At 64.0% G+C, this 22,884-nt stretch carries 19 protein-coding genes and 1 pseudogene; 8 read left to right on the top strand and 12 right to left on the bottom strand.

Annotated elements, in window-relative coordinates; all coding sequences use genetic code 11:
* Positions 1-136: 136 nt before the first annotated feature.
* Positions 137-301: pseudogene (locus C481_RS23060) on the bottom strand (DUF2267 domain-containing protein); the annotation flags it as partial.
* A gap of 201 nt (positions 302-502) precedes the next feature.
* Between C481_RS23060 and C481_RS08210 the strand changes: the two are divergent.
* Positions 503-1,684 (top strand): redox-regulated ATPase YchF, encoded by a 1,182-nt coding sequence (locus tag C481_RS08210; protein ID WP_006108709.1) that lies wholly within the window; start codon positions 503-505, stop codon positions 1,682-1,684.
* Positions 1,685-1,704: 20 nt separating this feature from the next.
* Here the strand turns inward: C481_RS08210 and C481_RS08205 are convergent, their stop codons facing one another.
* Positions 1,705-2,565 carry a UbiA family prenyltransferase gene (locus C481_RS08205; protein WP_006108708.1) on the bottom strand — a complete coding sequence of 287 codons (861 nt, stop codon included), beginning with the start codon at positions 2,563-2,565 and terminating at the stop codon, positions 1,705-1,707.
* A gap of 162 nt (positions 2,566-2,727) precedes the next feature.
* Between C481_RS08205 and C481_RS08200 the strand changes: the two genes are divergently transcribed.
* Positions 2,728-4,419, top strand: a complete 1,692-nt coding sequence (locus C481_RS08200; protein WP_006108707.1) for a thiamine pyrophosphate-binding protein — start codon at positions 2,728-2,730, stop codon at positions 4,417-4,419.
* A 127-nt stretch (positions 4,420-4,546) separates the two neighbouring features.
* Here the strand turns inward: C481_RS08200 and C481_RS21920 are convergent, their stop codons facing one another.
* Both C481_RS21920 and C481_RS08195 read right to left on the bottom strand, forming a co-directional pair.
* Positions 4,547-4,702, bottom strand: coding sequence for a hypothetical protein (locus tag C481_RS21920; protein ID WP_161605628.1), 156 nt, complete (start codon positions 4,700-4,702; stop codon positions 4,547-4,549).
* Positions 4,703-4,881: 179 nt separating this feature from the next.
* Positions 4,882-6,438 carry a glycoside hydrolase family 32 protein gene (locus C481_RS08195; protein ID WP_006108706.1) on the bottom strand — a complete coding sequence of 519 codons (1,557 nt, stop codon included), beginning with the start codon at positions 6,436-6,438 and terminating at the stop codon, positions 4,882-4,884.
* Between the two features lie 397 nt (positions 6,439-6,835).
* Here C481_RS08195 and C481_RS08190 point away from each other — a divergent pair, with 397 nt between their 5' ends.
* The 3 genes from C481_RS08190 (at position 6,836) to C481_RS08180 (ending at position 10,236) form a co-directional block, all read left to right on the top strand.
* Positions 6,836-7,963 carry an ABC transporter substrate-binding protein gene (locus C481_RS08190; protein ID WP_394295603.1) on the top strand — a complete coding sequence of 376 codons (1,128 nt, stop codon included), beginning with the start codon at positions 6,836-6,838 and terminating at the stop codon, positions 7,961-7,963.
* A gap of 168 nt (positions 7,964-8,131) precedes the next feature.
* Complete coding sequence (locus C481_RS08185; RefSeq protein WP_006108704.1) at positions 8,132-9,106, top strand: DUF7551 domain-containing protein; 975 nt, start codon at positions 8,132-8,134, stop codon at positions 9,104-9,106.
* 365 nt (positions 9,107-9,471) lie between these two features.
* Positions 9,472-10,236: an SDR family NAD(P)-dependent oxidoreductase gene (locus tag C481_RS08180; protein ID WP_006108703.1), complete on the top strand. Its 765-nt coding sequence runs from the start codon at positions 9,472-9,474 to the stop codon at positions 10,234-10,236.
* A gap of 85 nt (positions 10,237-10,321) precedes the next feature.
* Here the strand turns inward: C481_RS08180 and C481_RS08175 are convergent, their stop codons facing one another.
* Both C481_RS08175 and C481_RS08170 read right to left on the bottom strand, forming a co-directional pair.
* A complete protein-coding gene (locus C481_RS08175; protein WP_241434667.1) occupies positions 10,322-11,245 on the bottom strand; it encodes a hypothetical protein in 924 nt (307 codons plus the stop codon).
* Positions 11,246-11,573: 328 nt separating this feature from the next.
* Entirely contained in the window at positions 11,574-12,974 is a 1,401-nt protein-coding gene (locus C481_RS08170) for an FAD-binding oxidoreductase (RefSeq protein WP_006108701.1), read from the bottom strand.
* Positions 12,975-13,211: 237 nt separating this feature from the next.
* Between C481_RS08170 and C481_RS08165 the strand changes: the two genes are divergently transcribed.
* Positions 13,212-14,219 carry a TIGR04024 family LLM class F420-dependent oxidoreductase gene (locus C481_RS08165; RefSeq protein WP_006108700.1) on the top strand — a complete coding sequence of 336 codons (1,008 nt, stop codon included), beginning with the start codon at positions 13,212-13,214 and terminating at the stop codon, positions 14,217-14,219.
* Here C481_RS08165 and C481_RS08160 read toward each other — a convergent pair.
* On the bottom strand, positions 14,216-15,367 hold the full coding sequence (locus tag C481_RS08160) for a pyridoxal phosphate-dependent aminotransferase (protein ID WP_006108699.1): 1,152 nt from the start codon (positions 15,365-15,367) through the stop codon (positions 14,216-14,218). The genes C481_RS08165 and C481_RS08160 overlap by 4 nt on opposite strands.
* Before the next feature lie 190 nt (positions 15,368-15,557).
* Between C481_RS08160 and C481_RS08155 the strand changes: the two genes are divergently transcribed.
* The gene (locus C481_RS08155; protein ID WP_006108698.1) at positions 15,558-16,268 is read left to right on the top strand and encodes a DUF6517 family protein; all 711 of its coding nucleotides are present in this window, start codon (positions 15,558-15,560) and stop codon (positions 16,266-16,268) included.
* A 21-nt stretch (positions 16,269-16,289) separates the two neighbouring features.
* On the opposite strand, the gene C481_RS08150 is transcribed toward C481_RS08155, so the two are convergent.
* The 3 genes from C481_RS08150 to C481_RS08140 all read right to left on the bottom strand — a co-directional run bounded on the left by C481_RS08150 (position 16,290) and on the right by C481_RS08140 (position 19,598).
* Positions 16,290-16,796 (bottom strand): GNAT family N-acetyltransferase, encoded by a 507-nt coding sequence (locus C481_RS08150; protein ID WP_006108697.1) that lies wholly within the window; start codon positions 16,794-16,796, stop codon positions 16,290-16,292.
* Positions 16,797-16,974: 178 nt separating this feature from the next.
* Positions 16,975-17,847 carry a 2-oxoacid:ferredoxin oxidoreductase subunit beta gene (locus tag C481_RS08145; RefSeq protein WP_006108696.1) on the bottom strand — a complete coding sequence of 291 codons (873 nt, stop codon included), beginning with the start codon at positions 17,845-17,847 and terminating at the stop codon, positions 16,975-16,977.
* Positions 17,844-19,598 (bottom strand): 2-oxoacid:acceptor oxidoreductase subunit alpha, encoded by a 1,755-nt coding sequence (locus C481_RS08140; protein ID WP_006108695.1) that lies wholly within the window; start codon positions 19,596-19,598, stop codon positions 17,844-17,846. The genes C481_RS08145 and C481_RS08140 overlap by 4 nt, the downstream gene beginning before the upstream one ends.
* Before the next feature lie 152 nt (positions 19,599-19,750).
* On the opposite strand from C481_RS08140, the gene C481_RS08135 reads away from it, so the two are divergent.
* Positions 19,751-20,404, top strand: a complete 654-nt coding sequence (locus tag C481_RS08135; protein ID WP_006108694.1) for a ferredoxin--NADP reductase — start codon at positions 19,751-19,753, stop codon at positions 20,402-20,404.
* Positions 20,405-20,424: 20 nt separating this feature from the next.
* Here C481_RS08135 and C481_RS22945 read toward each other — a convergent pair whose 3' ends face one another.
* Together C481_RS22945 and C481_RS08125 are read right to left on the bottom strand one after the other, a co-directional pair.
* Positions 20,425-20,739: a zinc ribbon domain-containing protein gene (locus C481_RS22945; RefSeq protein ID WP_083860905.1), complete on the bottom strand. Its 315-nt coding sequence runs from the start codon at positions 20,737-20,739 to the stop codon at positions 20,425-20,427.
* Positions 20,740-20,903: 164 nt separating this feature from the next.
* Entirely contained in the window at positions 20,904-22,748 is a 1,845-nt protein-coding gene (locus C481_RS08125; protein WP_241434666.1) for a PGF-CTERM sorting domain-containing protein, read from the bottom strand.
* Between the last annotated feature and the right edge of the window lie 136 nt (positions 22,749-22,884).

Below are 22,884 nucleotides of genomic sequence, written 5' to 3'. Positions count from 1 at the left end.
CCTTGCGATACCCGCCCAAGACTTCCCGGCTGTACAGGTTATCGTATTAAGGGTGCAACCACGGACGAGTCAGCGAACCGAAACTCGATGCCACCTCCCGAACCCGATAGACATCGCCGTCGAAAACGGCGCGTAATCTCCCGAGTTCTTCGGGTAACTGGGCGGCGAGGTTTTCGGCTTCTCCCGACTGAACGCGCTCGGAAAGCGTCGTCAGCGTCGCCCGGGAGATGCCCAGTGCCGCCTCTCGTGAGCCGAGTTGTCCTCGGTTCTGGACCGCACCGATGAAGTCATCGTACTGCATGGTGTCCCTTTCCCGGCGTGTTTGTTGAGCGTCAACTCTTCTCGTGAAGGCAGGGGTCCCAGCGCTGAACTCGTTCCGACCGGTCGTCGATCGGTCGCGTCCTGCCGACTATCGACGCTGCACCGCCTTACAGCGAATGCACCGGTCCGCATCCGTACAGGAACCGAAAGACAATTTGAGCGGACGGGGCTACGCCAGACTATGCTTTCGATCGCGCTTGCCGGGAAGCCAAACGCCGGCAAGTCCACGTTCTACACGGCGGCGACGATGGCCGATGTGGATGTCGCCAACTACCCGTTCACAACTATCGACGCCAATCGGGGAGTAAGCTACGCCCGCACCGACTGCCCCTGTCTCGAGCGCGACGAGCGCTGTAACGCCGACAATTGCGAAGACGGCAAGCGCTACGTCCCGATCGAACTGCTCGACGTGGCCGGACTCGTGCCCGGTGCCCACGAAGGGAAAGGGCTCGGCAACCAGTTCCTCGACGAACTCACGAACGCGGACGTGATCATCAACGTCGTCGACGCCTCCGGCGGGACCAACGAGAAGGGTGAACCCGTCGATATCGGCGAGCACGACCCCCTGGAGGACATCGACTTCGTCGAGGAGGAGATGGACCTCTGGCTCGCGGACATCGTCGAGCGAAACTGGGAGTCCGTCGAGCGAAAATCCCGCTCGCCCGACTTCGACATCGACGACGCGCTGGCGGACATGCTTTCGGGCTTTGGCGCGTCGCCGAAACAGATCGCGACCGTCCTGCGGGAACTGAACTACCCCGAGGACCCCATACAGTGGGAGGACGGCCACCGCGAGGAACTTGCGCGACTGGTTCGCGAGCGCACGAAACCGATCGTCGTCGCCGCGAACAAAATCGACGTCGCCCCCGCGGAGAACGTCGAGAAACTCCTCGACCTCGACAAACCCGTGATTCCAACCACGGCAGAAGGTGAACTCGCGCTTCGCCGGGCCGCGGACAACGGCCTCGTCGAGTACGATCCCGGCGACGAGACCATCGCAATCGGCGACGACGTAAGCGACGCCCAACGGGAGGCTCTCGAGGGTCTGGCGGAGACGATGGCCGAATGGAACGGTACCGGCGTGCAGGCCGCCCTGAACTTCGCCGTCTACGACCTGCTCGATCACCTCACCGCCTACCCGGTCGAAGACGCCTCGAAATGGTCCGACGGTAGCGGTAACATCCTTCCCGACGCCTTCCTCCTCCCCGACGGCTCGACCCCCGTCGACCTCGCCTACGCCGTCCACTCCGACATCGGCGACGGCTACCTCCACGCCGTCGACGCCAAATCCGGCCGCGATGTCGGCGAGGAGTACGAACTCGAGGAAGGAGACGTGGTCAAAATCGTCTCGACAGCATCGTAGGCACGGCAGGCGGGGTGCCATCACAGAACGCCGGTGAGCGGCTCGAACCAGACCGCAGCGACCAGCACGGCGAGAAAGACATACGAGCCCCGAATGAGTAACATCGTCGCGAGTTCAGGCGTGGCCCGCCGAGCGACGGTCGCGACTGCGGCGAAGGCGAGTGCGGCGAGCACTGCCGTCGGCGGAAAGACCTGCACGAGTGCGAGGGCGACGACGACGAGCAGGGCCGTCGCCATGAGGCCGTAGGCGAGAGTGTACGCGCGGGCGGGGCCGACGAGCACGGCGACGGTGCGTTTCTGAATCGCCCGATCGTAGTCGTAGTCCTGGGCGTCGTCGATGACCTTGATTCCCGACAGGAGGACGAGGAAGACGAGCGCGAAGCCGAGCGGGACGGCCGCGATCGCGGCGGTCTGCGTCGCGAAACCGCCGAGAAGCGAGAGGGCGATGCCGAGCGGGTAGCCGGTCGTCGCCGTCACGGGGTTCATATCGAGTTGCGGGGCGTGGTGGTAGGCGATGACCCACGTCGGGAGCGTCAGCGCGAGGGGGAGCCAGCCGACGAGTGCGTACAGGAGGAGGCAACAGCCGGCGAACAGGGCCGTCGAGAGGGAGAGTGCGAGTCGGCAGCCGCGCTCGGTCAGCGGGTGGTCGTCGTCCTCGCCGCGGATGTGAAAGTCGACGTAGCCGTCCTTGACGTGGGCGGTGTAGACCGCGGCGAACATCGCGACGACGTGGACGACTGCGCGTGTGGGATCGACGGTGCCGGCGAGGAGGGCACCGAACAGCGACGCGGCGAGCGGGGGCAACATGAACACGGGGTGGACCTGCGACAGGAACGCCCGGATGGTCGCCTCGAGACCGGAGCCGCGTCTCGCGAGGGCCATACGCGACGGACCACGAACGAGCCTATAATACCATGGCCGGCGTCGCATCGGCTGGGATCGGCGGTTCTTTTGATCGGATGGACGGCTCTCACCGGCAGACCGGGACTAGCCGCAGCGCCCGGAACACACAGTTTGATGTGCTGTCCCGTGCCACGAACGGGTATGACGGATGCGTATACTGGAGCCGATTTCTTCGTCGATGCCCTCGAATCCTACGGCGTCGAGTTCGTCTTCGGCAACCCGGGGACGACGGAACTGCCGGTGATGGACGCGATCGGTCGCAGCGACCTCGAGTACGTGCTGGGGCTGCACGAGGACATCGCGATCGGGATGGCGTCGGGCTACGCCCAGACGCGGCGCTATCACGCCCACCACGACGACTCGATCACGCCGTTGGGCGTGGCGAACCTCCACATCGCGCCCGGACTGGCCCACGGCCTCGGCAACCTCTACGCCGCGTCGGTTACCGGTGCTCCGCTGGTCGTCACCGCGGGCAATCACAGTACCGACTTCCGCCACGAGGAGCCGATCCTCTCCGGCGACGTAGCCGAGATGGCAGACCAGTTCTGCAAGTGGTCCGACGAGGTGCTCGACGTGACGGCGCTGCCGACGATGCTCCGGCGGGCCGCCCGCGTCGCGATGACGCCGCCGACGGGGCCCGTCTTCCTCGGCCTCCCGCTCGACGTGATGCTCGCCGAACTCGACGACGAGCCCGAACGCCTCGGTCCGATTCCGAACGCGGGCAGCGGCGATCCGGCCCAGCTCGAACGCGCCGCAGACCTGCTGGCCGAAGCCGACAACCCGGTGCTGGTCGTCGGCGACCACGTCGCGCGCTCGGGTGCCGACGCCGTCGCCGCGGCGGTCGAACTCGCGGAGTCGACCGGGGCGCGCGTCCACGGCGAAATCCTCGCCAGCGAGGTGGACTTCCCGACCGACCACGACCAGTGGGTGTCCTACGTTCCGCCGGACGAAGACCTCGCCTCGATGCTGCTCGATACAGACACCATCGCGTTCGTCGGCTGTTCGACGAACACGACGCTGACGCGCCACGAGGAGGCGCTGGTCGATCCCGAGACGACCTGCATCCACGTCGGCGACGACGCCTGGGAACTCGGCAAGAACCAGCGCGCCGACGCCGCCGTCATCGGCGATCCGGGACTCGTCATGCAGGACCTCATCGAACGCGTCCGACCGAAGGTCTCCAAAAAGACCGTCGACGAGCGTCTGGAGGCCGTCAGTGCAGTCACGGAGATGGTCGACGCCAAGATGGCCGAAATGGGAACGGGCGACGCCGAAGACGATCCGCGCGCGTCGAAAGCCGAACTCGTCGACGCGATGGAGCGCGCGGCCGGGGATGCCTACATCGTCGACGAGGGCGTCACCTCGAAGTACGCCATGCTCGCGCGCTGGGACTTTACGCCGGAACAGTACGTCTCGAACAAGGGCGGCGGCCTCGGCTACGGCCTGCCCGCCTCGGTCGGCGCTGCCGTGGCCGAAAGCCAACGAGAGGATCCGCGGGACGTAGTCGGCTTCATCGGCGACGGCTCGTACCTGTACTACCCCCACTCGATTTACAGCGCCGCCAGGTACGACCTCGACCTCACCGTCGTCATCCCCGACAACCGCAACTACCGCATCCTCAAGGACAACACGCTCGACCTGCTCGGCGGCGACGAGGCGGACCACGAGTTCGTCGGCATGGACTTCGAACCGCCGGTCGACATCGTCCAAAACGCCGAGAGTCACGGGGCGCGGGCTGAACTCGTCGAGCGGCCGGCGGAGATCGAAGACGCCGTCTCGGCGGCGGTTGAACGCGACGGGACGGACGTGCTCGACGTGTTAGTGCACGACTGAAGCGGCCGAGCGACTTCCGTCCGGATAATTAGGAGGGTGGGTGTTTGGGGGTTGAGGATAGGGTGAAGAGTGAGTGGCGGTCGAGTGTCGGGTCGATTTGTCGGACTCAACTCGGTGACCGGCTGATCTACAGCCCGATATCGCCGCCGCCGACATCGCCGACGTTTCCGAGGTCGAGTTGGGAGAACAATTGCTGTCGTTTCTCCTCTGGTAAATTCTCGATCAGAGTCTGTAGCTCATCGACCTGTACGTTCTTCGGATCGGGTAGGTTGCTGCTGCTCATGGATCTCACCGCGTGACTCCGACCACGCGAGGGTCCATAAGTGTATCACGGGCAAATGGCCGCTCGAACCCGGCGAGTTCAGTCGATCGGCCGCGCATCGACGTTCGAACGGAGCGCGGGCGGTGCGGGATCGAGACGAGTGTGGTTCCGTGCGCTCAACGCCTCCATTCGCGAGTCCGCTACCCCGCCGAGAGCGTGTAGGCGACGAGTTCCTCGAGCCGAGAGACGCCGCCTTCGGCAAAGAGGGAGACGTCGGTGCTTTCCCGGTCCGGATAGACGAGGTTCGTCATCGTGCGACGACCGTTGGCGGCGAATACTTCCACCGAGCACCGATCGATAAGCACGCGGAGATCGAGCGCGTCGGTGGGTGGGAGGTCGACCGACGTTACCGTCCTGTCTTCGTCGTTCGATCCGAAGAACTCGCCCGCGTTCGACCGATCGAATCGGAGCGTCCCGTCGGTCGGCTCGTAACTGATCACGCTCTCTTGCCCCGCTCCCGCTCGAACCGTGAGTCCGACAGCGGACGCGCTCTGGGGGGCGATGGTCGTCTCGATCTCGAGCGTTCGGCCCGCGAGTTCAGTTCCGTCCAACGGGTCCCTCCCCGGCGTAATCGGTTCCGAGTGTAGTTCGGCGACGGTTTCTCGTCGGGTGTGGGCGAGTTCTTCCGCGGGCCGTTGGATCACCGCGAGGCCGTTATCGTCCGCTTCCAGGGTGAGCGTCCGCGGAACCGTCATCGCCCCCCGCCAGCCGGGGTCCGGCCCCGCCATCGCGTACTCCCAATTGTTCATCCACGTGAGCAGCAGGTCGCGATCGGCCGGTTCGTTCCCCCACTGTTGGGTCGCGTAGAAATCGTACCCGTGGTCCGCTCTGCGTACCTCCTCGTCAACGAACTCCGTTCCGTCGAAGTGACCAATGTGGTACTCGACGGATCGGTGTTCGATGGGTGAGACGGGAAGAACCCATTTCGTCCCGTCGGCCCCTTCCACCGGCCGTTCGAAGAGGCTCGGACACTCCCAACCGGCACCGGCTTCGTCCACGTACGTGCTTTCGTAGGTCCAATCGAGCAGGTTCGGAGAGCGGTAGATCTCGATCCCTGCCGGCCGATCGTCGGTCGCTTCGACGCGGCTGACGACCAGTCGCCAGCTCTCATCCGGCTCGTACCAGAACGGGTTCGGGTCCCGAAACTCGCCGGTGTCGCTCTCGATCACCGGGTTTTTCTCGTACTTCCGGAGCGTTTCACCGTTGTCGGTGCTGTAGGCGAGCCGTTGGTCCTCGATTCCGTCATCGTGGTGCCCGGTGTACAGAGCGACGAGTGCATCGGTCCCGAACCCGGCAGTGTTCTGCGAGTCGATGACGGCTCCGCCGGAGAACGCCTGAATGGAGTCGCCGTCGGGAATCTTCGTCCCGTGTTCGGTCCAGGTGACGAGATCCGAACTCGTCGCGTGATCCCACCGTCGGCGGCGTTCGCCCGCCTGGTAAAACAGATGGTACACCCCGTCGTGGTAGACCAGGCCGTTCGGGTCGTTCATCCAGCCGGTGGAGGGTGCGAAATGGTACTCGGGCCGCCACGAGCCCGATTTGGGGTTCGCATTCGTCGATACATCGGCTTTCGCGGTAGGAAACGTCGTCGCTGCGACGAACCCCGTTCCGACCGTCTGCAGTACCGTTCGACGGTTCCGATTCGGCGGCTCGCCGGATGTGTCTCCCTCTCCTCGCGGATCGATCTTTCGAGCCATAGCGGCGCTGAGTATGCGTAATGACTAAAAGAGGTCGTTCATGTTTATTTCTTCTAGAACTGCGACTCAATTCACGCGATCCAGACACGTCGCCCGCCGTACTCTTCTCCGTGACGACGCTGTCGGCGTAACCGTCGGTTCACACGAGTGGAGGCGGCGGCCACAGACGGACTCGCCGACCGCAGCCTCGTTGTGCGGAGCGACTCCGTTTCGCCGGCAATTCTGTCTCGCCAGCGACTGTGCGTCGTAGACGCCGCGGCAGGATGCGTTCGGCCAGTGGTCGCCCGGAATCGTTGCGACGAATCCCGTCTTTGCTGCGGAGATATCGATTGATACGGTTGCTTTAGGTCAACCTAATAACGAAGTAGTTATTGTGTTTTAGGCTAGCCTAAATAGTATGCCACGCAGCGAAACGGGTCGGACGGGACTGACGCGCAGGGAGTACGTAACGTACGGCGGCACAGCGATGAGCGGCGAATTGCTGGCGGGTTGCGTCAACTCCCAAGCGGGAGAGCCGGACGAATCTACCGGCAAATCGTATTCGGTGACGGTGGAACCGGCCGGAACGGTCGAGTTCACGTCCGTCCCCGAGACGTGGGTTTCCTACACCGGAGATTACGCCGATATGGGCGTCGCGCTGGGACAGAGTGATGGACTGTTGGCGATCGGATTGACTGACCGATTCGGAACACGCTACTACGACGAACTACCGGGGGTTTCGGTCGAGGTCGCCGACCTCGTCGAGCTCTGGCAGGGCAGAACCGACAAAGAACTGTTCTACGAACTCGGTGCGGACGTCCACCTCATCGATCCGAACTTCATGATCAACCAGGTTCAGTGGAGCGAGGATGACGTTGCGGAAATCGAAAATGCCGTTGCACCGTTCGTCGGCAACACGATCTACTCCCGGAGCTACGGCTGGCACGATTACACGTACTATTCGATGTACGAGGCTTTCGAACGCGTCGCAGCGGTGTTCCAGGAACGAGACCGGTTCGATGCGTTTGCGCAACTTCACGATGAAGTCCTGTCGGACGTTCAGGCTAGACTCCCCGACGAGACGCCAGCAATGGCCATCCTCGCGCCGGAATCCACCCCGCCGGAGGCGTTCTACGGATACACAATCGACGGCGGAACGCAGACCAAACAGTGGCAAGACCTCGGTGCTCGCGACGCCATCGAACGCAGCGGTATCGGCGGATTCAACGACACCGGTGGGACGATCGACTACGAGACGCTCCTCGAGATCGATCCGGACGTTATCGTCATCTGGAAAGAATCGGGCGTCACAGCGGACTCGTTCGAACGGGACATCGTCGAGCCGATGCGCGAGCACAACACCGCGAGCAACCTTCGGGCGGTCGAAAACGACCGGGTCATCTACAGCGGGCAGTTCTACCAGGGACCGATTATTTACCTCTTCCAACTGGAGATGGCCGTCCAAGACCTGTATCCGGACGAGTTCGGTGACGAACAGTTGTTCGATCGACGGGCGGTCGCCGATATCGTCACCGGTGAGTTCTGAGATGAGCGGGAGACGGTCCAGTACGACGGCACTCGTTGCCGGCAGGAAGAGCGGGCCGAGTAGCGCCGATCGCACGAACCGCTTTCGGGTCGGTTTCGCCGTCCGGCCCGCCTCGTCAACAGGCGCTGCGTCTCGATCGCCGTGGCTCACCGGAGGTGCCAGTGACACGTGATCGGGACAACGCTTCACGAAATCCGGAGCCATATCGCCTCGCTCGCCTCCGAATCCGGGCGGTACTACCTCATTTGCGGACGAACGCACCACCGGCCGGTCCCCGCAGCAGACCTCCGCTTCGAGAGCCGCTCGGCCGCCCGAGCAGCAGCGCAAGCGACAGAACAGTACCGAACCGTGTTACGGCGATACGATCCCCAGGTGCCGTACTACGACGTGATCGTTTGTGAGTGCGACCCCGAGACGCCGTCCCAATCCTCCGCTGGCTTTCCCGCCGCGACTGCTGATCCGGACCAGCCCGTCGAAGCGCCGACCTCGTCACCAGCATCCGGTAACACGCAGTCGGTAATCGACGTCTGTCACACGGTCGCCGGCGTCGTCTTCGAAGCGATCGCGGAGTCGCCCCACGGCGGCCTCGAAAACGCGATCATGGACACGTATCTCGACATCGCCGAAACGATCGACCATCCTGACGAGCTCTGTCTCCAGTTGCTCACGAGCACCGCAACCGAACTCGAGAAGCGACTCGACCCCGATGAACAACTCTCGTTGCTCTCGACGGCCGCCGCCAACCTCCCGATCGATGCGCAGGCGGACGCGGCCGAAGCGGAACCGCTCGACGCGGTGCTCGCGGAGTTCCAGACCGTCGATATGCTCGAATCCTACCGCGTGGAACGGCGATCGGTCGACGCCGAGTCAGGATCCCGCTCGTGGACGATCCGGATCGACGGCTACGCGCTCGGCGGCGACGGCGCGGACGGCGACCATCCCGAACGAATCGTCACCCTCCCGATCATCGTCGAACTCTTCGGACGGCTCGCGACGCGGTCGCTCACGATCACGGACGCGGAGCGGCTTTCCGCAGCCGAATCGTCGTCCGCGCCGGCGGCCTGGCGGCTAACGATTCGGACGGGGACGGAGAAACAGTTCCACGAGCACGGGCTCGCATGCGTTCGAGCCACCGGCCGGTGAGTAGTCGTCCCTCCTCCGCTCCTTTTTCTCTGCTTTCCTCCCACCGTCGCGACCAACTCCGACGGAGCGGAGCCGTCCCGCGGCCGCATCCCGCGGCTCCGACCGCGACCGACGATCTCGGGTCGCGGCGGGATACCGAGCCCGGGTGCGGACGGTCGTGTCGCGGTCGGCACATCACTCCCACGATCTCCCCTCCGAAGCCACCGTCGACATCCGCCGACCCGATCCCGGTCCCGGTCCGAACTCGCGATTCGAGACGCTCACGAACAGGCTGCTGTCTGGCCGAATGAAGGGCTGAACCCCCTCTCCGAAAACAGCCTGCCGGTAGCCGTAGTACTTCCTCGCTCGTGCACGAACTCACACGTATGGTTTCGTTCAGTGATGCAGTTGCGCTCGTCACGGGAGCCGGATCGGGCATCGGACGCGCGGCCGCGCTCGAGTTCGCCGATCGCGGTGCGAGCGTTGTCGTCGCCGACGTCGATACCGAGGGCAGCGAGGAGACCGTCGCGCAGATCGAGGACGGCGGAGGTGACGCCATCTTCGTCGAAACCGACGTCACGGACCCGGAGGCGACGGATTCGATGGTCGAAACCGCCGTCGACGAGTTCGGTCGGCTCGACTACGCGTTCAACAACGCCGGTATCGGCGGCGAGCAGGCGACGGTCGACCGGTACGACCCCGACGAGTGGCGGGCCGTCATCGACGTGAATCTCGTCGGCGTGTTCAACTGCATGCGATCCGAACTCGGCCGGATGCAGGACCAGGAGGAAGGCGGCGTCATCGTGAACAACTCGTCGGTCCTCGGAAAGGTCGGATTCGCGACGTCCTCCGGCTATTCCGCGGCGAAACACGGCGTTCTCGGCCTGACGAAATCGGCCGCCCTGGAAAACGGCGAGACGGGCGTCCGCATTAACGCCGTCTGCCCCGGGTTCATCGACACCCCGCTTCTCGCGGAAGGCGGAATGTCGAGCGGCTCTGAGGCACGAGAGCAGATCGAGAGCCGCCACGCGATGAATCGACTCGGGACGCCAGAAGAGATCGCAAACGCCGTCGTCTGGTTGTGCGACGACGATGCCTCGTTCGTCACCGGTGAAGCGCTCGGCGTCGATGGCGGGTATCTCAGTCAGTAATCTTATTGGATTCTCCCACTTCTACCCTTCAGAAACTATTAAACGGGGTCAATAAACGATCCGGATCTGACCGGCCGCGATCCGCTCACTCGTACTGTGTCGGTGATCGCAGTTCGGCCAGGTACTTGGTGCCGTCGTACCGAACGAACCACGTTCCGCTGTCCTCGTCGCCCCGATCGATCGCGGGGTGAGAGAGAAACTGTTCGGCGAGCGAATTGAACGCCTCGTCGTCTTCGCTCCCCGAGTATCTGCTTTCCCCGATCGCTTCGGAGACGATCTCCCGCTCGTCGCCGGAGAGGCCGGTCAGGTCGACCCGGTACTCCGAGCGGAGCCAAGACAGGAACTCCTCGTCCGTCGACACGACGCTCTCGGCCTCGTAGTGGTAGTTGTATCCCTGTTTCTCCTCGGCGCTCTCCGGTTCGATCGAGTACCGGTTGTCGTCCCGGATGATCGCTTCGTGGTCGGGTTCGGGCACCAGTTCCGACCGGTCGACGTCCCGTTTGTCGTAGTACACGTCGATCCGCTCGCCGTCGGAGTTCGGCGGCAGCGCGGCGGCGAATTTCCGCCGGTCTATCTCCGGCAGGTCGCCGTACGCGATCGAGTTCGGATCGTCCTCGGCGGGCGTCTCCGCGGCCCCGATCCTGAACTCCGCGACGAGCAGCGTCCGGGGGACCCTCCTCGTCAGCGCGAGTGGTGTGTAGTACGCGCCCCTGTACTCGATCGGCGACTCGACGTTCGAAGCGGCGATCGGTTGCGCGGGCCGCATCGGCGGGTATCTGGACGGGTAGCTCACCCTGTGTGTCCCGTTTTCGATAGTTTCGACGATAGATACGTTCGTGTCGATCGTCGGCTCGTCAGGGATCGAATCGACCGCGTCGGAGAGGAGCACCGAGTCGGAGACCGCCCGCATCTTCAGGTGTGGACCGTGTCCCCCGCAGCCGGCCAGCGCGGTTGAGAGGATAGCAGCGCCGCCGGCGAGCACGCGTCTTCGCCGCAGTGACCGTGTCATCCGTCGCTTCGCCAGTCGCCGCGCTACTATATGTGTTTTCTGTAGAGAGCGTGTCATAGAATACGCCCCCGCTTTGATCGATCTGATTACTGTTTCAAACCGTAACGCGTTTAGAAGTACGTGCACCCGGTGCACGAGCTATAGAATCAGCGAGAAAGATTCCGATTTGTTACGGATACTGATATATCGTCAGTATCGATGGTGGTTCGACGTGGAGCGCATGACTGCCATGAGAACAGAGATAACGCTCTTGAAATCGCTGACTCTGAATACGCAGATATCCATGCGGGCTATTCTATGACACGCTGACTTGCAAGTTCAATCGCCCTCACTCCGCGTCGCCCTCGGGAAAGATTTTCCCCGGATTGAGCGTCCCCGTCGGGTCGAGCGCCCGCTTGACCCGTTTCATGGCATCGACCGCGCCAGCGCCGTGCTCGGGTTCGAGATACGCCTGTTTTCCCTGGCCGATCCCGTGTTCGCCCGTCGCCGTCCCGCCCATCTCGAGGGCCAACTCCACGAGTTCGCGATACGCCTGCTCGCCGCGTTCGACGAAGTCGGGATCGTCGATGTCGACGAGGACGGTGTAGTGGAGATTGCCGTCACCGGCGTGGCCGAAGCAGGGGATGAGGAGGTCCGTCTCGGCGGCGATCCGTTTCGCTTCGCGAACGAGTTCGGGATAGGAGCTGATCGGGACGGTCACGTCGCCGGGGTGGATCGGCGTGAGGTCGGGGTCGTAGCTCGCTTCGGCGTAGGCTAGTTCCCGGCGGATCTCCCACAGCGACTCCATCTCGGCGTCGTCGGAACTCATCTCGAAGCGGGCCACGTCGTGGTCCTCGAAGATGGTCCGACAGAGGTCGATCTCCGCCTCGATGCCGTGGTTCGCGTGGAACTCGAGGAAGACCATCGGCGCGTCGGGGAGGTCGGAGCCGAGGTACTCGTTCGCCATGTGGGCGCTCAACTCGTCGACGAGTTCGATCCGCGCCACGTCGACGTCCGTTCGGATGGCGTCGGCGATCGCCGCCGCCGCGTCGCCGAGCGTCTCGAAGATGGCGCGCCCGCCGCGGATCTGCCGGGGTCGTCCGGCGAGTTCGAGCGTGGCCTCGGTGACGACGGCGAGGGTGCCCTCGCTGCCGACGAGCAGGTCGGTCAGGTTGTAGCCGCTCGAGGTCTTGCTCGCGCGCGAGCCGGTCCGGATCACGGTGCCGTCCGCGAGGACGGCTTCGAGGGCCAGCACCCAGTCGGCGACCTCGCCGTACTTGACGGTCTGCATGCCGCTCGCGTCGGTCGCGATCATGCCGCCGATCGTCGAGATGTCGCCCGAGGAGGGCAGCGGCGGGAAGTAGAGCCCGTCGCTCGCGACGAACTCGTCGACTTCGGTGCCGATGATTCCCGGGCCGACGTCGACCTGGAAGTCATCGGGCCGGTAGTCGATCACGTCGTCCATCCGCGTCAGGTCGAGGCTGATCCCGCCGCGAGCCGGGACGGCGTTGCCCTCCAGGCCGGTGCCCGCCGCGTAGGGCGTTACCGGAACGCCGCGGTCGGTTGCCCCAGCCAGGACGACGGCAACGTCGTCCGTCGACTCGGGCCAGACGACCGCGTCCGGCATCACGCCTTCCTCGAGTTGCCGTGCGCCCCAGTCCGCGGCGTGAGTCTCCCGCCGTCCGGTCGCGAACGAGACCTGCTCGTCGCCGAGATCGAGCGCCTCGAGAAACGAACAATCGTGTGTCATATGATATCATTATCGACGGTCCGTATCAACGTTTCTCCCCCCACCAGCGGCGATACTTGCGGACAGCGGGCTGACGTACGCGGTTAGACGACCGACTCCGGACCGACGGCTCTCGGCCTCCGCGACCCGTCGGGAACGCTGAACTTTATGTGAATCCGTCACGCGATAGTTGGTGATGCATGCACACGCGCCACGCGACGGTTCGACCCCGCAGCGATCGATCCGGAGGGATGACCCATGAACGCCGACCTCGACCTCCTCGTCCGACTCGGTGACTACGACCGCCCGCAAGGCGTCGCCGAGCGCGCCGTCCGGGCCGAACGCCTCGGCTTCGACCGCATCACGACCGGCGAGACGACCGGCTGGAACGTCGTCCCGCCGCTGACCCTCGCCGCCGACCGCACCGACGAACTCGGCATCTCGAACGACGTGGTCTCCCCCTACGGTCGCTCGCCCGCTCTGCTCGCCCAGACGGCGCTCACGCTGCAGGACGCTACCGACGGCCGCTTCCGTCTCGGTCTCGGCCCGAGTTCACCCGCGATTACCGAGCGCTGGCACGGCGCGACCTTCGACCGTCCGCTCCGGCGCACGCGCGAGACGGTCGAGATCATCCGCGCGGTCTACGAGAACGGCACGCCCGCCTACGAGGGCGATCTCTTCGACATCGCGGGGCTGGACTACGAAAACGAGCTCCCGGAAACCCCGCCGCCGATCGACCTCGCCACCCTCGGCCCGAAAGCCACCGAGCTGGCCGGGCGCTTCGGCGACGGCTGGACGCCGCAGTTGTTCACCCCGGACGGTCTCCGCGATCGACTCTCCGATCTCGAACGCGGCGCCGAACTCGGGGGGAAGACCCTCGCGGACCTGCGCGTCGCACCGATCGTCCGCGCCGTCGCATCGGAGGACCGCGAGCGGGCGCGCGAACTCGCCCGCAGCACGACCGCGTTCATGCTCGGCGCTTACGGGCCGTACTACGGCGACTCGGTCGCCGACCAGGGCTACGCGGACGTCGTCGACGACATTCGGACCGCCTGGGAAGACCGCGACACCGACGCGATGGCTGCCGCCCTCCCCGACGACGTGCTCGACGAACTCGCGCCCGCCGGTACCCCGGCGGAGGTCCGCGAGTGGATCGAAACCTACGCCGCGATCGACGGCGTCGACGCGGTCCGCATCGGCTTCGCTACCGGCATGTCCGACGCGGATAAGAACGCGACGATGGAAGCCGTCGCTGAACTCGTCTAAGGGGACCCTTGCGTTCTCGAGCGCCCTTCGCGAACCGCCGCCGTCGCGTTATCGATGATCTCGAGCGCCTCTTTCAGTTCTTCCATGCCGGTCGCATACGAGAGGCGCGCGTAGCCCTCGCCGTTCGAGCCGAAAGCCTCGCCCGGAACCACAACCACACCGCGGTCGAGCACCTCGTCGCACCAGCCCTCGGGCACCTTCGGCATGGCGTAGAACGCACCCGACGGCGTCGGCACTTCGAGCCCGGCGTCTTCGAGGCCGTCGACGACGACATCGCGGCGCTCCTCGAAGGACCCGACCATCTCCGCGACCGGCTCCTGCGGTCCCGTCAACGCCGCCTCGGCCGCGAACTGCGCCGGCGCGGAGGCACACGCCTGGACGTACTGGTGGACACGCAGCATCCGTTCGATCCGGTCGCCGGAGCCGACGAGCCAGCCCAGCCGCCAGCCGGTCATCGAGTACGTCTTCGAGCAGGCGCTGACGACGACCACGTTGTCCGTCTCGGCGAATTTCAGCGGCGAGTGGTGTTCACCGTCGAAGACGATGTGTTCGTAGACCTCGTCGGAAATGCAGAGCACGTCGTGTTCGTCCGCGATGCGCGCGAACTCGCGCATGTCCGCCTCGCTCTGGACGGCCCCCGTCGGATTGGCCGGACTGTTGACGATAACGGCCGCCGTCTCCTCGGTGATGGCGTCCTCGACGGCCGCCGGGTCGAGCGTGAGATCGTCACGCAGCGACACCGGTTTCGGCGTTCCGCCGGCGATCCGCGTCAGCGCGTCGTAGGAAACGAAGCCGGGGTCGGGGAAGATGACTTCCTGATTCGGATCGACGTGGGCCTCGAGTGCGAGATGCAACGCCTCGCTGCCGCCCGACGTGGCGATCGTGTTCCCGGGATCGACCTCGATGCCGTAATCGCGGTCGTACTTCGCCGCGATCGCCTCCCGGAGCTGTGGCGTCCCCTTGTTCGACGTATAGGCGTCCGTTTGCCCCGACTCGATCGCCTCGACTGCCGCCCGGCGAGCGTGTGCGGGCGTCGGAAAATCCGGCTGCCCGAGCCCCAGGTTGATCGCCTCATCGCCTGCAGCCTCGAACACTTCCCGGATGCCACTGATCGACACGTTCTCGACCCGAGTTGCAAACTTCGTCATGGCTACATAGGCGCAGGCGACCCCGATAACTCTTGATGTGTCGGCCCTTGCCACCGCCGAAACCGAGGCCAGGATCGTGGTCCACCGTCCGAACACAGTCGTCCTCGAAACGAGTTATTCAGTTGACTTGACGCCTGTACGCCCGGATTAGGCCATAACGACTATGGTTCTCGTTTCAAACACTGTGATAATGGCTTCCAGTTCAAATCGTCGTGACAGTCACGATAACGATCGTCTTCTAACTCGATCACGCCGGTCGCTGCTAGCTGCAGGCGCGACGGGGACGCTCGCGCTGACGGCCGGCTGTCTTGATTTCGCGCTCGGCAACGGCCCGCTCGAGTTCAGCGGCGACCGCGTCGCGCCGAGCGATGGTGCGCTCGAAGAGACGGGATACGCCGAAGAGTCGGTCGAGGAGCGATCGATCGAAGAATCGGCCGAGGTCGGCCTGGGGATCGAGCGCGAGTTCAAGGCGGGGATCTGGCAGTCAACGTACGTGAAGGACGTCTCGGTTCTGGGCGGCGAACGGGAGGCGGCGCTGTTCACGACGCTCTCGATTCCGGCGGTCGAAGTCGCCGGCCGGTCGTTCAACCCGCTCGAGGACCTGAGCAACGGTGAACTCGTCGAACGATTGCTCGGCGAGGTCGACAGCGAGGCCGGACGGATCGAGGGGATCGAACACGAGGAGTCGTTCGGCCTCGACATTCTCGGCGACGGGCGGGACGTGGACACGTTTATCGGACAGTCGACGTACGACGGCGAGGAAATCGACGTGGAACTCACCCTGACCTCGTTCGTGCACGAGGACGACCTGCTCGTCCTTCTCGGAACCCATCCGGAGGTGCTCGCGGAGGAATCCGCGAACGTCGAAGTACTGCTCGAGTCGGCCGAACACCCCGTCTGAGCCACGCAGTGGACGATCGGGCTACAGTTCTTTCCGCATCTCGACGACCGTCCCGTAGACGCCCGTCGATTCGTGGCCGGAGAACTCGTGTCGGGTCGCGCCGATGCGTTCGTAGCCGCGGGACCGGTAGAACGCGACGGCGTTTTGCGAGGCCGTGAGTCCGAGCGCGGAGACGCCCCGTTCTCCGGCACGCCGTTCCAGCGACTCCTCGATCCGGGACCCGACGCCCTCACGGGCGACGCTCGGATGAACGTACACGGCGGTTACTTCGGCGTCGACGGTCGCCTCATATTCCTCGGGAGCGACGAAGACGAGCGACCCGAACCCGCGAACCGATTCGGCGACGGCGACGACGAGATAGTGGTCCGGAGATTCGATGGCGGCGGTGTAGTCCGCGGATTCACACCCTGCCGCCCAGGCGTCGACTTGTTCCTGCGAGTAGCTCTCAGTGCCGAGTTCGGTGATCGACGCCGCGTGGGTGGTTCGAATCGCATCGGCGTCGTCCGGAACGGCCTCCCGAACCTCCATGTATCGGCTTGCGGTGGCGGCACCGAAAAATCGATCGATGGCGTGCGAAGAAGTTGCATGCAATAGCTGGTGACGATCGACGCTCGATCGCAACCGTACCCGCGAACACGGACCACAGACCACGAACCGCGAACCACGAAACCCAGCGAGAAAACGAACTCGAGCGGCGACCGGTCAGCTAGTAGAACTCGCGAACGAGGTCCATCGCGTCCTCGGGTGCGCCGTCCGGGATCTCCGACATGTCTTCGGTGACGCCGTGTTGTTCGTGGTACGGCACCGAGTTCTCGTCCTGGTACATGATGCCCTGGTACTCCTTGTCGGCGTCGAGGATGACTTCTTTCGCGTCCTCGTAGTTCGTCGCGTCGTGGTCCTCGTCTTCCTGCAGGTCGACCAGCGAGTCGCGGAAGTAGTCGTAGGTGTCGACGTCGTTGAACGTGACGCAGGGGCTGAAGACGTTGACGAAGCCGAAGCCGTCGTGTTCGATGGCCTCCTGGATGATCTCCTGGTGGCGCAGCGCGTCGGAAGCGAACGATTGGGCGATGAAGGTCGCACCCGAGGCGAGCGCGAGCGCGAGCGGGTTGACCGGCGGTTGTTTCGGCCCCTCGGGCGTCGTGGAGGTCTCGAAGTCGGAGCGCGAGGTCGGCGAGGCCTGCCCCTTGGTCAGCCCGTAGATGCGGTTGTCCATGACGACGTAGGACATGTCGACGTTCCGGCGAACGGCGTGGACGAAGTGCCCGGATCCGATCGAGTAGCCGTCGCCGTCGCCGCCGGCGACCATGACCTCGATGTCGGGCCGGGCCATCTTGACGCCCGTGCCGACCGGGAGCGCGCGACCGTGGACCCCGTGTAAGGCGTAGCTGTGCATGTAGGTCCCGATCTTGCCGGAACAGCCGATCCCGGCGACCACGAACGTGTTGTCGGGGTCGTTACCGGTCTCGGCGAGGCCTTTCATCATACCGTTCATCGTCCCGAAGTCGCCGCAGCCGGGACACCACGTAGGCTGTTTGTCGGATTTGAAGTCGGTGAATCGAACGTCGGATTGAGAGCTCATTGTGCTGGCACCTCCTGGGAGAGTTTGTCGGCAATTTCGTCGGCGAGTTCGTCCGCCTTGAAGCGGACGCCGGTGTACTTGTTGATGCGCTTGACGCGAGTGAGCACGTCGTGTTCGATCACGTCGGCGAACTGGCCGGTCGCGTTACACTCGACGACGATCGTGTCGTCTGCAGCATCGATCTCGTCGGACAGGTCCGGTCGCGGGAAGATGTACGGGACCGAGATGATGCGCACATCGATACCGTCGTCCTCGAGATACTCGAGGGCTTCGATCAGGGCACCCTCGTTCGACCCCCAGGAGATGACGAGATTGTCGGCGTCGGCGTCGCCGAACTCGCGGTAGTCCCACTCTTCCTGCTCTTTCGCGGTCTCGACCTTCCGAGAGCGCTTGTCGACCTGCTGGACGCGCTCGTCCTGCTCTTCGGTCCGGCGACCGAGTTCGTCGTGCTCGAGGCCCGTACTCATGTGTGCCCCCTCAGTCGTTCCCGGGATTGCGCGGGGACTGACACCGTCGTCGGTGACGGCGTGGGCGCGGAAGCGACCCTGCGAGTCGAGCCACTCCTCGACCTCGTCCTCATCGACCAGTTTGCCGCGGTCGATCTCGACGTCGTCCATGTCGAAGGTCTCCGGCTCGAAGGTCTGTTCAGTGACTGACATTGCCAGATCGGAGACGAGGAACACCGGCGTCTGGTACTTCTCGGCGAGGTTAAACGCCTCAACCGTCTTCCAGAAACACTCCGAGATTGACGTCGGGGTGACGATGAACCGCGGGACCTCGCCGTGGCCGCCGTACAGCGCCATGTTGAGGTCGCCCTGTTCCTGCTTGGTCGGCATCCCGGTCGACGGGCCGGAGCGCTGGACGTCGGTGATGACCAGCGGCGTCTCGCTGGTTGCGACTAGCCCGAACGTCTCGGTCATGAGGTCGATCCCCGCACCCGATGTCGCGGTCATCGATCGCGCGCCGGATCGTGCGGCACCGAGGGCCATGTTGATCGCCGAGAGTTCGTCCTCGGCCTGGACGACGTGACCGCCGTAGTCCTCGATGCGACCGGTGAGATACTCCATGATGGAGGTCGCTGGCGTAATCGGATACCCGGCGTAGAACCGACAGCCGGCGGCGAGTGCGCCCATCCCGATCGCCTCGTTGCCGTTGAGCAACACGTAGTCGTTGTCGGTCGTCTCGAGGTCGTAGCCGAGATCCAGGTCGTAGTTCTCTTGAACGTATTCCTGGCCGAGGCGGGCCGCTTCCTTGTTGTTCTCGACGATCTTCGAGCCCTTGCCGCCGAAGCGCTTCTCGAGTGCTTCGTCCAGGTACTCGACGTCGAAGCTGGTGATCTCACATGCGGCACCGAGCGCGACGATGTTGCGCATGATCGCCCCACCGGCGTCCTCGGCGAGGGATTTCAGCGGAACGTCGACAGCGGCTGCGTCGTCCGGGATGTCCGCCTCCCAGGAGCGCTCGCCGTCGTAGATGATCGCACTTCCCTCGTGGAGTTCATCGAGGTTCTCGTCGATGGTACGCTGGGTGAGCGCGACGAGAATGTCGAGGCGGTCGACGACGCTCTGGACTTGGTCGACCGACGTGCGGATCTTGTAGGCCGTGTACCCGCCACGGATTCGCGATGCGAAGTCTTTCGACGTGAATACGTGCCGTCCGGCTCGGGAAAGCGCCTGGGCAAAAATCTTCCCAGTGGAGTCGATGCCGTCGCCAGCCTCGCCCCCGACCGCCCAGTTGAGGTCCTCAGCCATGTTAAGGCGAACCTTGCTCCCTGCCAATAAAAAGGCTTCTGAAAGCACATTCAGGCCGCTTGAGAAACCTACGAATCTGTACGTTTGGTCGGGTTTCGGCGGGGGAATCAGGGAACGGAACGCCTTTTCGAGCGCCGGCCGAACGTCCCGGTATGGAAGGCACACAAGTCACCGTCGAATCGGTACGTGACGTCGGCCCCGAGACCGTCGCTCTCGAACTCGAGGCACCCAACACGTTCGACGCACTGCCCGGCCAATTCGTCCTCGTTCGGGCTCTGCTCGACGGCGAAGACGATCCGATTGCGCGCCACTACACGCTCTCTTCGTCGTCCGTCACGGATACCTTCGAAATCACAGTCGGTGTCGACCCCGACGGCGACCTCTCGCCCTGGCTCGCCGCGCTCGACCCCGGCGAGACCATCCACATCGAGGGACCGTTCGGCAATATCGCCTACGAGGGAACACACGATGTCGTCGCCATCGCCGGCGGACCCGGAATCGGCCCGGCCATCTCGATCGCCGAAGCCGCTCACAACGCCGGCCACGACGCCGTCGTGCTCTACCAGGATGACGATCCCGCCCACGTCGATCGGCTCGACGAACTCGAGGACGACGGTGAGGCGAACACAACCGTCACGGTCGTCGACGACGACGCCGACGCTGAACTCGCCGACGCGATCGAAGCCCATCTCGACGAGGGAGAAGTGTACGCCTTCGGCTTCGCCGAGTTCGTTACGCTCGTCGCCGACACGATCGACGACGCCGGCGGCGATGCCGACGAGGCCCACATCGAAAATTTCGGCTAGTCGCTCGCAACTGGCCGCCGTTACTGGTTGGTTTCTTCGTGTTGCCGTTCAACCGTAGATTCGGATTCGGACTCGGCTTCAGACCCGGACGCGGACTGGGAACCGGACTCGGTTTCGGACTCGATTTCAGATTCGACTTCGGATTCCGAATCGGACTCGCTGCCGTCCGCACGAACGGCGAGTTCCGTACTGCCACAGGCCGGACACGTCTCCCGCTCGCTGTAGAATCGCTCCCCGCACTCACGACACCGATACGGTGCCGCCTCGTCCCGTGCCGACTCGGCTTCCTGCTTGAAGGATTCGACTTTTTCTCCGAGACGCTCGAACAAACTCATGCTTTGATTGTGTTGGAGGATCCGCATAAGCATTTGTGACTGTTCGGGGATCGATGCCACACGATGCTGTCGTGGCGTCCAACTCCGTTCGTGGGCGTGGGGAGAACCGTTACTCACCTGATCGCCAGAAGAGCTGGTCCAAACCGCTAGAAAAAGCGTTGTCGTTAGTTACGGTATCGACCTATCGCCATCGTCGAGAGGAGCGCAGCGAGAGCGGCGACAGCGCCGAATCCTGGCATCCCGTCGTCGTCACCCTCCTCAGTATCGGCCTTGGTCGACTCCATGCCGAGATAGTCAGTAACCTGCTGCATGTCGAGTCGCGGGTGATCTGCATCCCACTCGCCGGGCATGTGGACGGTGGTATCGTCGCTGACGATCGACTCCGCACGGACATCGTCTTCGCTCGCCTCACCGTCGACCATGCCGGACGCGTAGACGTACGTCGCCTCCTCGTCGGTGCCGCCGTAGACGTGCGTGACCGAGAGGTTGTGGTACGCGTCGCTGAGTTGATCCTCGAAGGCGCTGAGATCGTCGAACGTTGCGCCCGCCTCCATGGTAACCGTTCCGTCATCCATCTCGAGGTCGAACTTCGCGAGTTCAAGGTCGGCCTCGTCGAACGCCGAGACGAACTCGGTTGCGCTCTCGTCGACGGTCGGATCGTTCTCGAAGTCCTGCAGCAAGCCGGTCATCGCGGTCTCGAGGAAGTCCTCCTGTGAGACGTCGAGACTCATCTCCATCTCGATTTCGTCGTCGACGGTCTCGGCGCTTGCATCGAGCGAGAACTCTGGGTTCTCGATATCCCGTTCGGCGAGTGCGGTCGTATAGGCCTCCCAGTTTTCCGTCTCGGAGGTGAACTTGGCGGTGAGCGTCGCCTGCTCGGCATCCGCCGAGGTGTAGCTCACGTGCCATTCTGCCGTCTGGGTCAGATCGGCTTCCTGCTGGGCCTCGTACATCGCTTCGTAGTCAGGGGTCTCCTGGTCCATTCCCTCGACGGAATTGGCGAGATCGAGCAGGGCGGGGACGGCCGACTCGAACCCGCTGAACGCGACGTTCCAGTCGCCTTCGATCGCGTCCGCGCCGTTGGTGTACGAGAGCGTGAACGTATCGAGTTCAGCGCCGAGGAGATCCGACGCTACCCGTTCGGCCTCACTCTGCCCGAGATCGAGTTCGGAATCGCTCGCGAGTTCGTCTGCGATGGTCTGTTCGAGCCCGTCCGTTACGTTCTCGAGTTCGACGGTGTACGCCATATCGAGGTGGCCGCTCCCATCGTCGTTTTCAGTGAACTTGTGTTCGTCGATGGTGACCGTTGCGTCGCCGCCGATGTCTCGCGTGACCTCGTCAAACTGGGTCTGAAGCGATGCGGTGGCGTTTTCTTTCGTTCGCATCTCGTCTGTTTCGAACGCGGGGACGTTCTGCTGCTGGCTCACCTCGATCGTGTACCCGCCGTCGCTGTCCGTAATCTCGAGGTCGAGTCCGGTTTCGGGACCGGTCACGGGCATGCCGTGTTCGACGTCGAAGTCGCCACGGGTGGCGAACTCGTCGGCGCTCGAGACGACCTCTCCGGACGTGGAGGCCGACGTGACGAAGCTGGCCATCGGGGCTTCGGTGGTGTCGAGCGCCAGATCGAGCGTGGCGTCGAACTCGTTGGTTTCGGCGGTCTGTTCGCCGGTGACGTCCATCGAGAAGTCGTCGATGGCGGCCGGGCGATCGGTGGTGAGCGATCCGGACGAACCGACGCCTCCGTCGTCGAGCGCCATCGAGAACGCCGCGGAGACGTCCTCCTCCATGTCGTCGGTAATGAGCGCATACGCGACCGACTCGCTCACGTCGAGTCCGTACTCGCCGGTAGCTTCGTCCTCGTCGGTTGTTTCGTTGTAGACGAGCACGGCGTCACCGTCGTCGTTGATGAACACCTCGTCGGCCGGATCGGCTTCGTTACCGTCCGTATCCGCCAGGGCAGTACCGACACACCCCGACGTAATCAGCACGACAGCCATGACGACTGCCACGATACTTCGAAAAGACTGACCGCTAGTGAGTTTCCTACTCATCGTCTTAGTAATTTTATTTCTCTCCTATATGTGACTTTCGGATACTATTGACATTCCGAAAAGGAAAGTGCCAGACCTGTCGTCCTGGTCCGTA

This window comes from Natrialba asiatica DSM 12278 (assembly GCF_000337555.1).
GTDB lineage: Archaea > Halobacteriota > Halobacteria > Halobacteriales > Natrialbaceae > Natrialba > Natrialba asiatica.
This window is presented reverse-complemented; position numbering and strand designations above follow the sequence as displayed.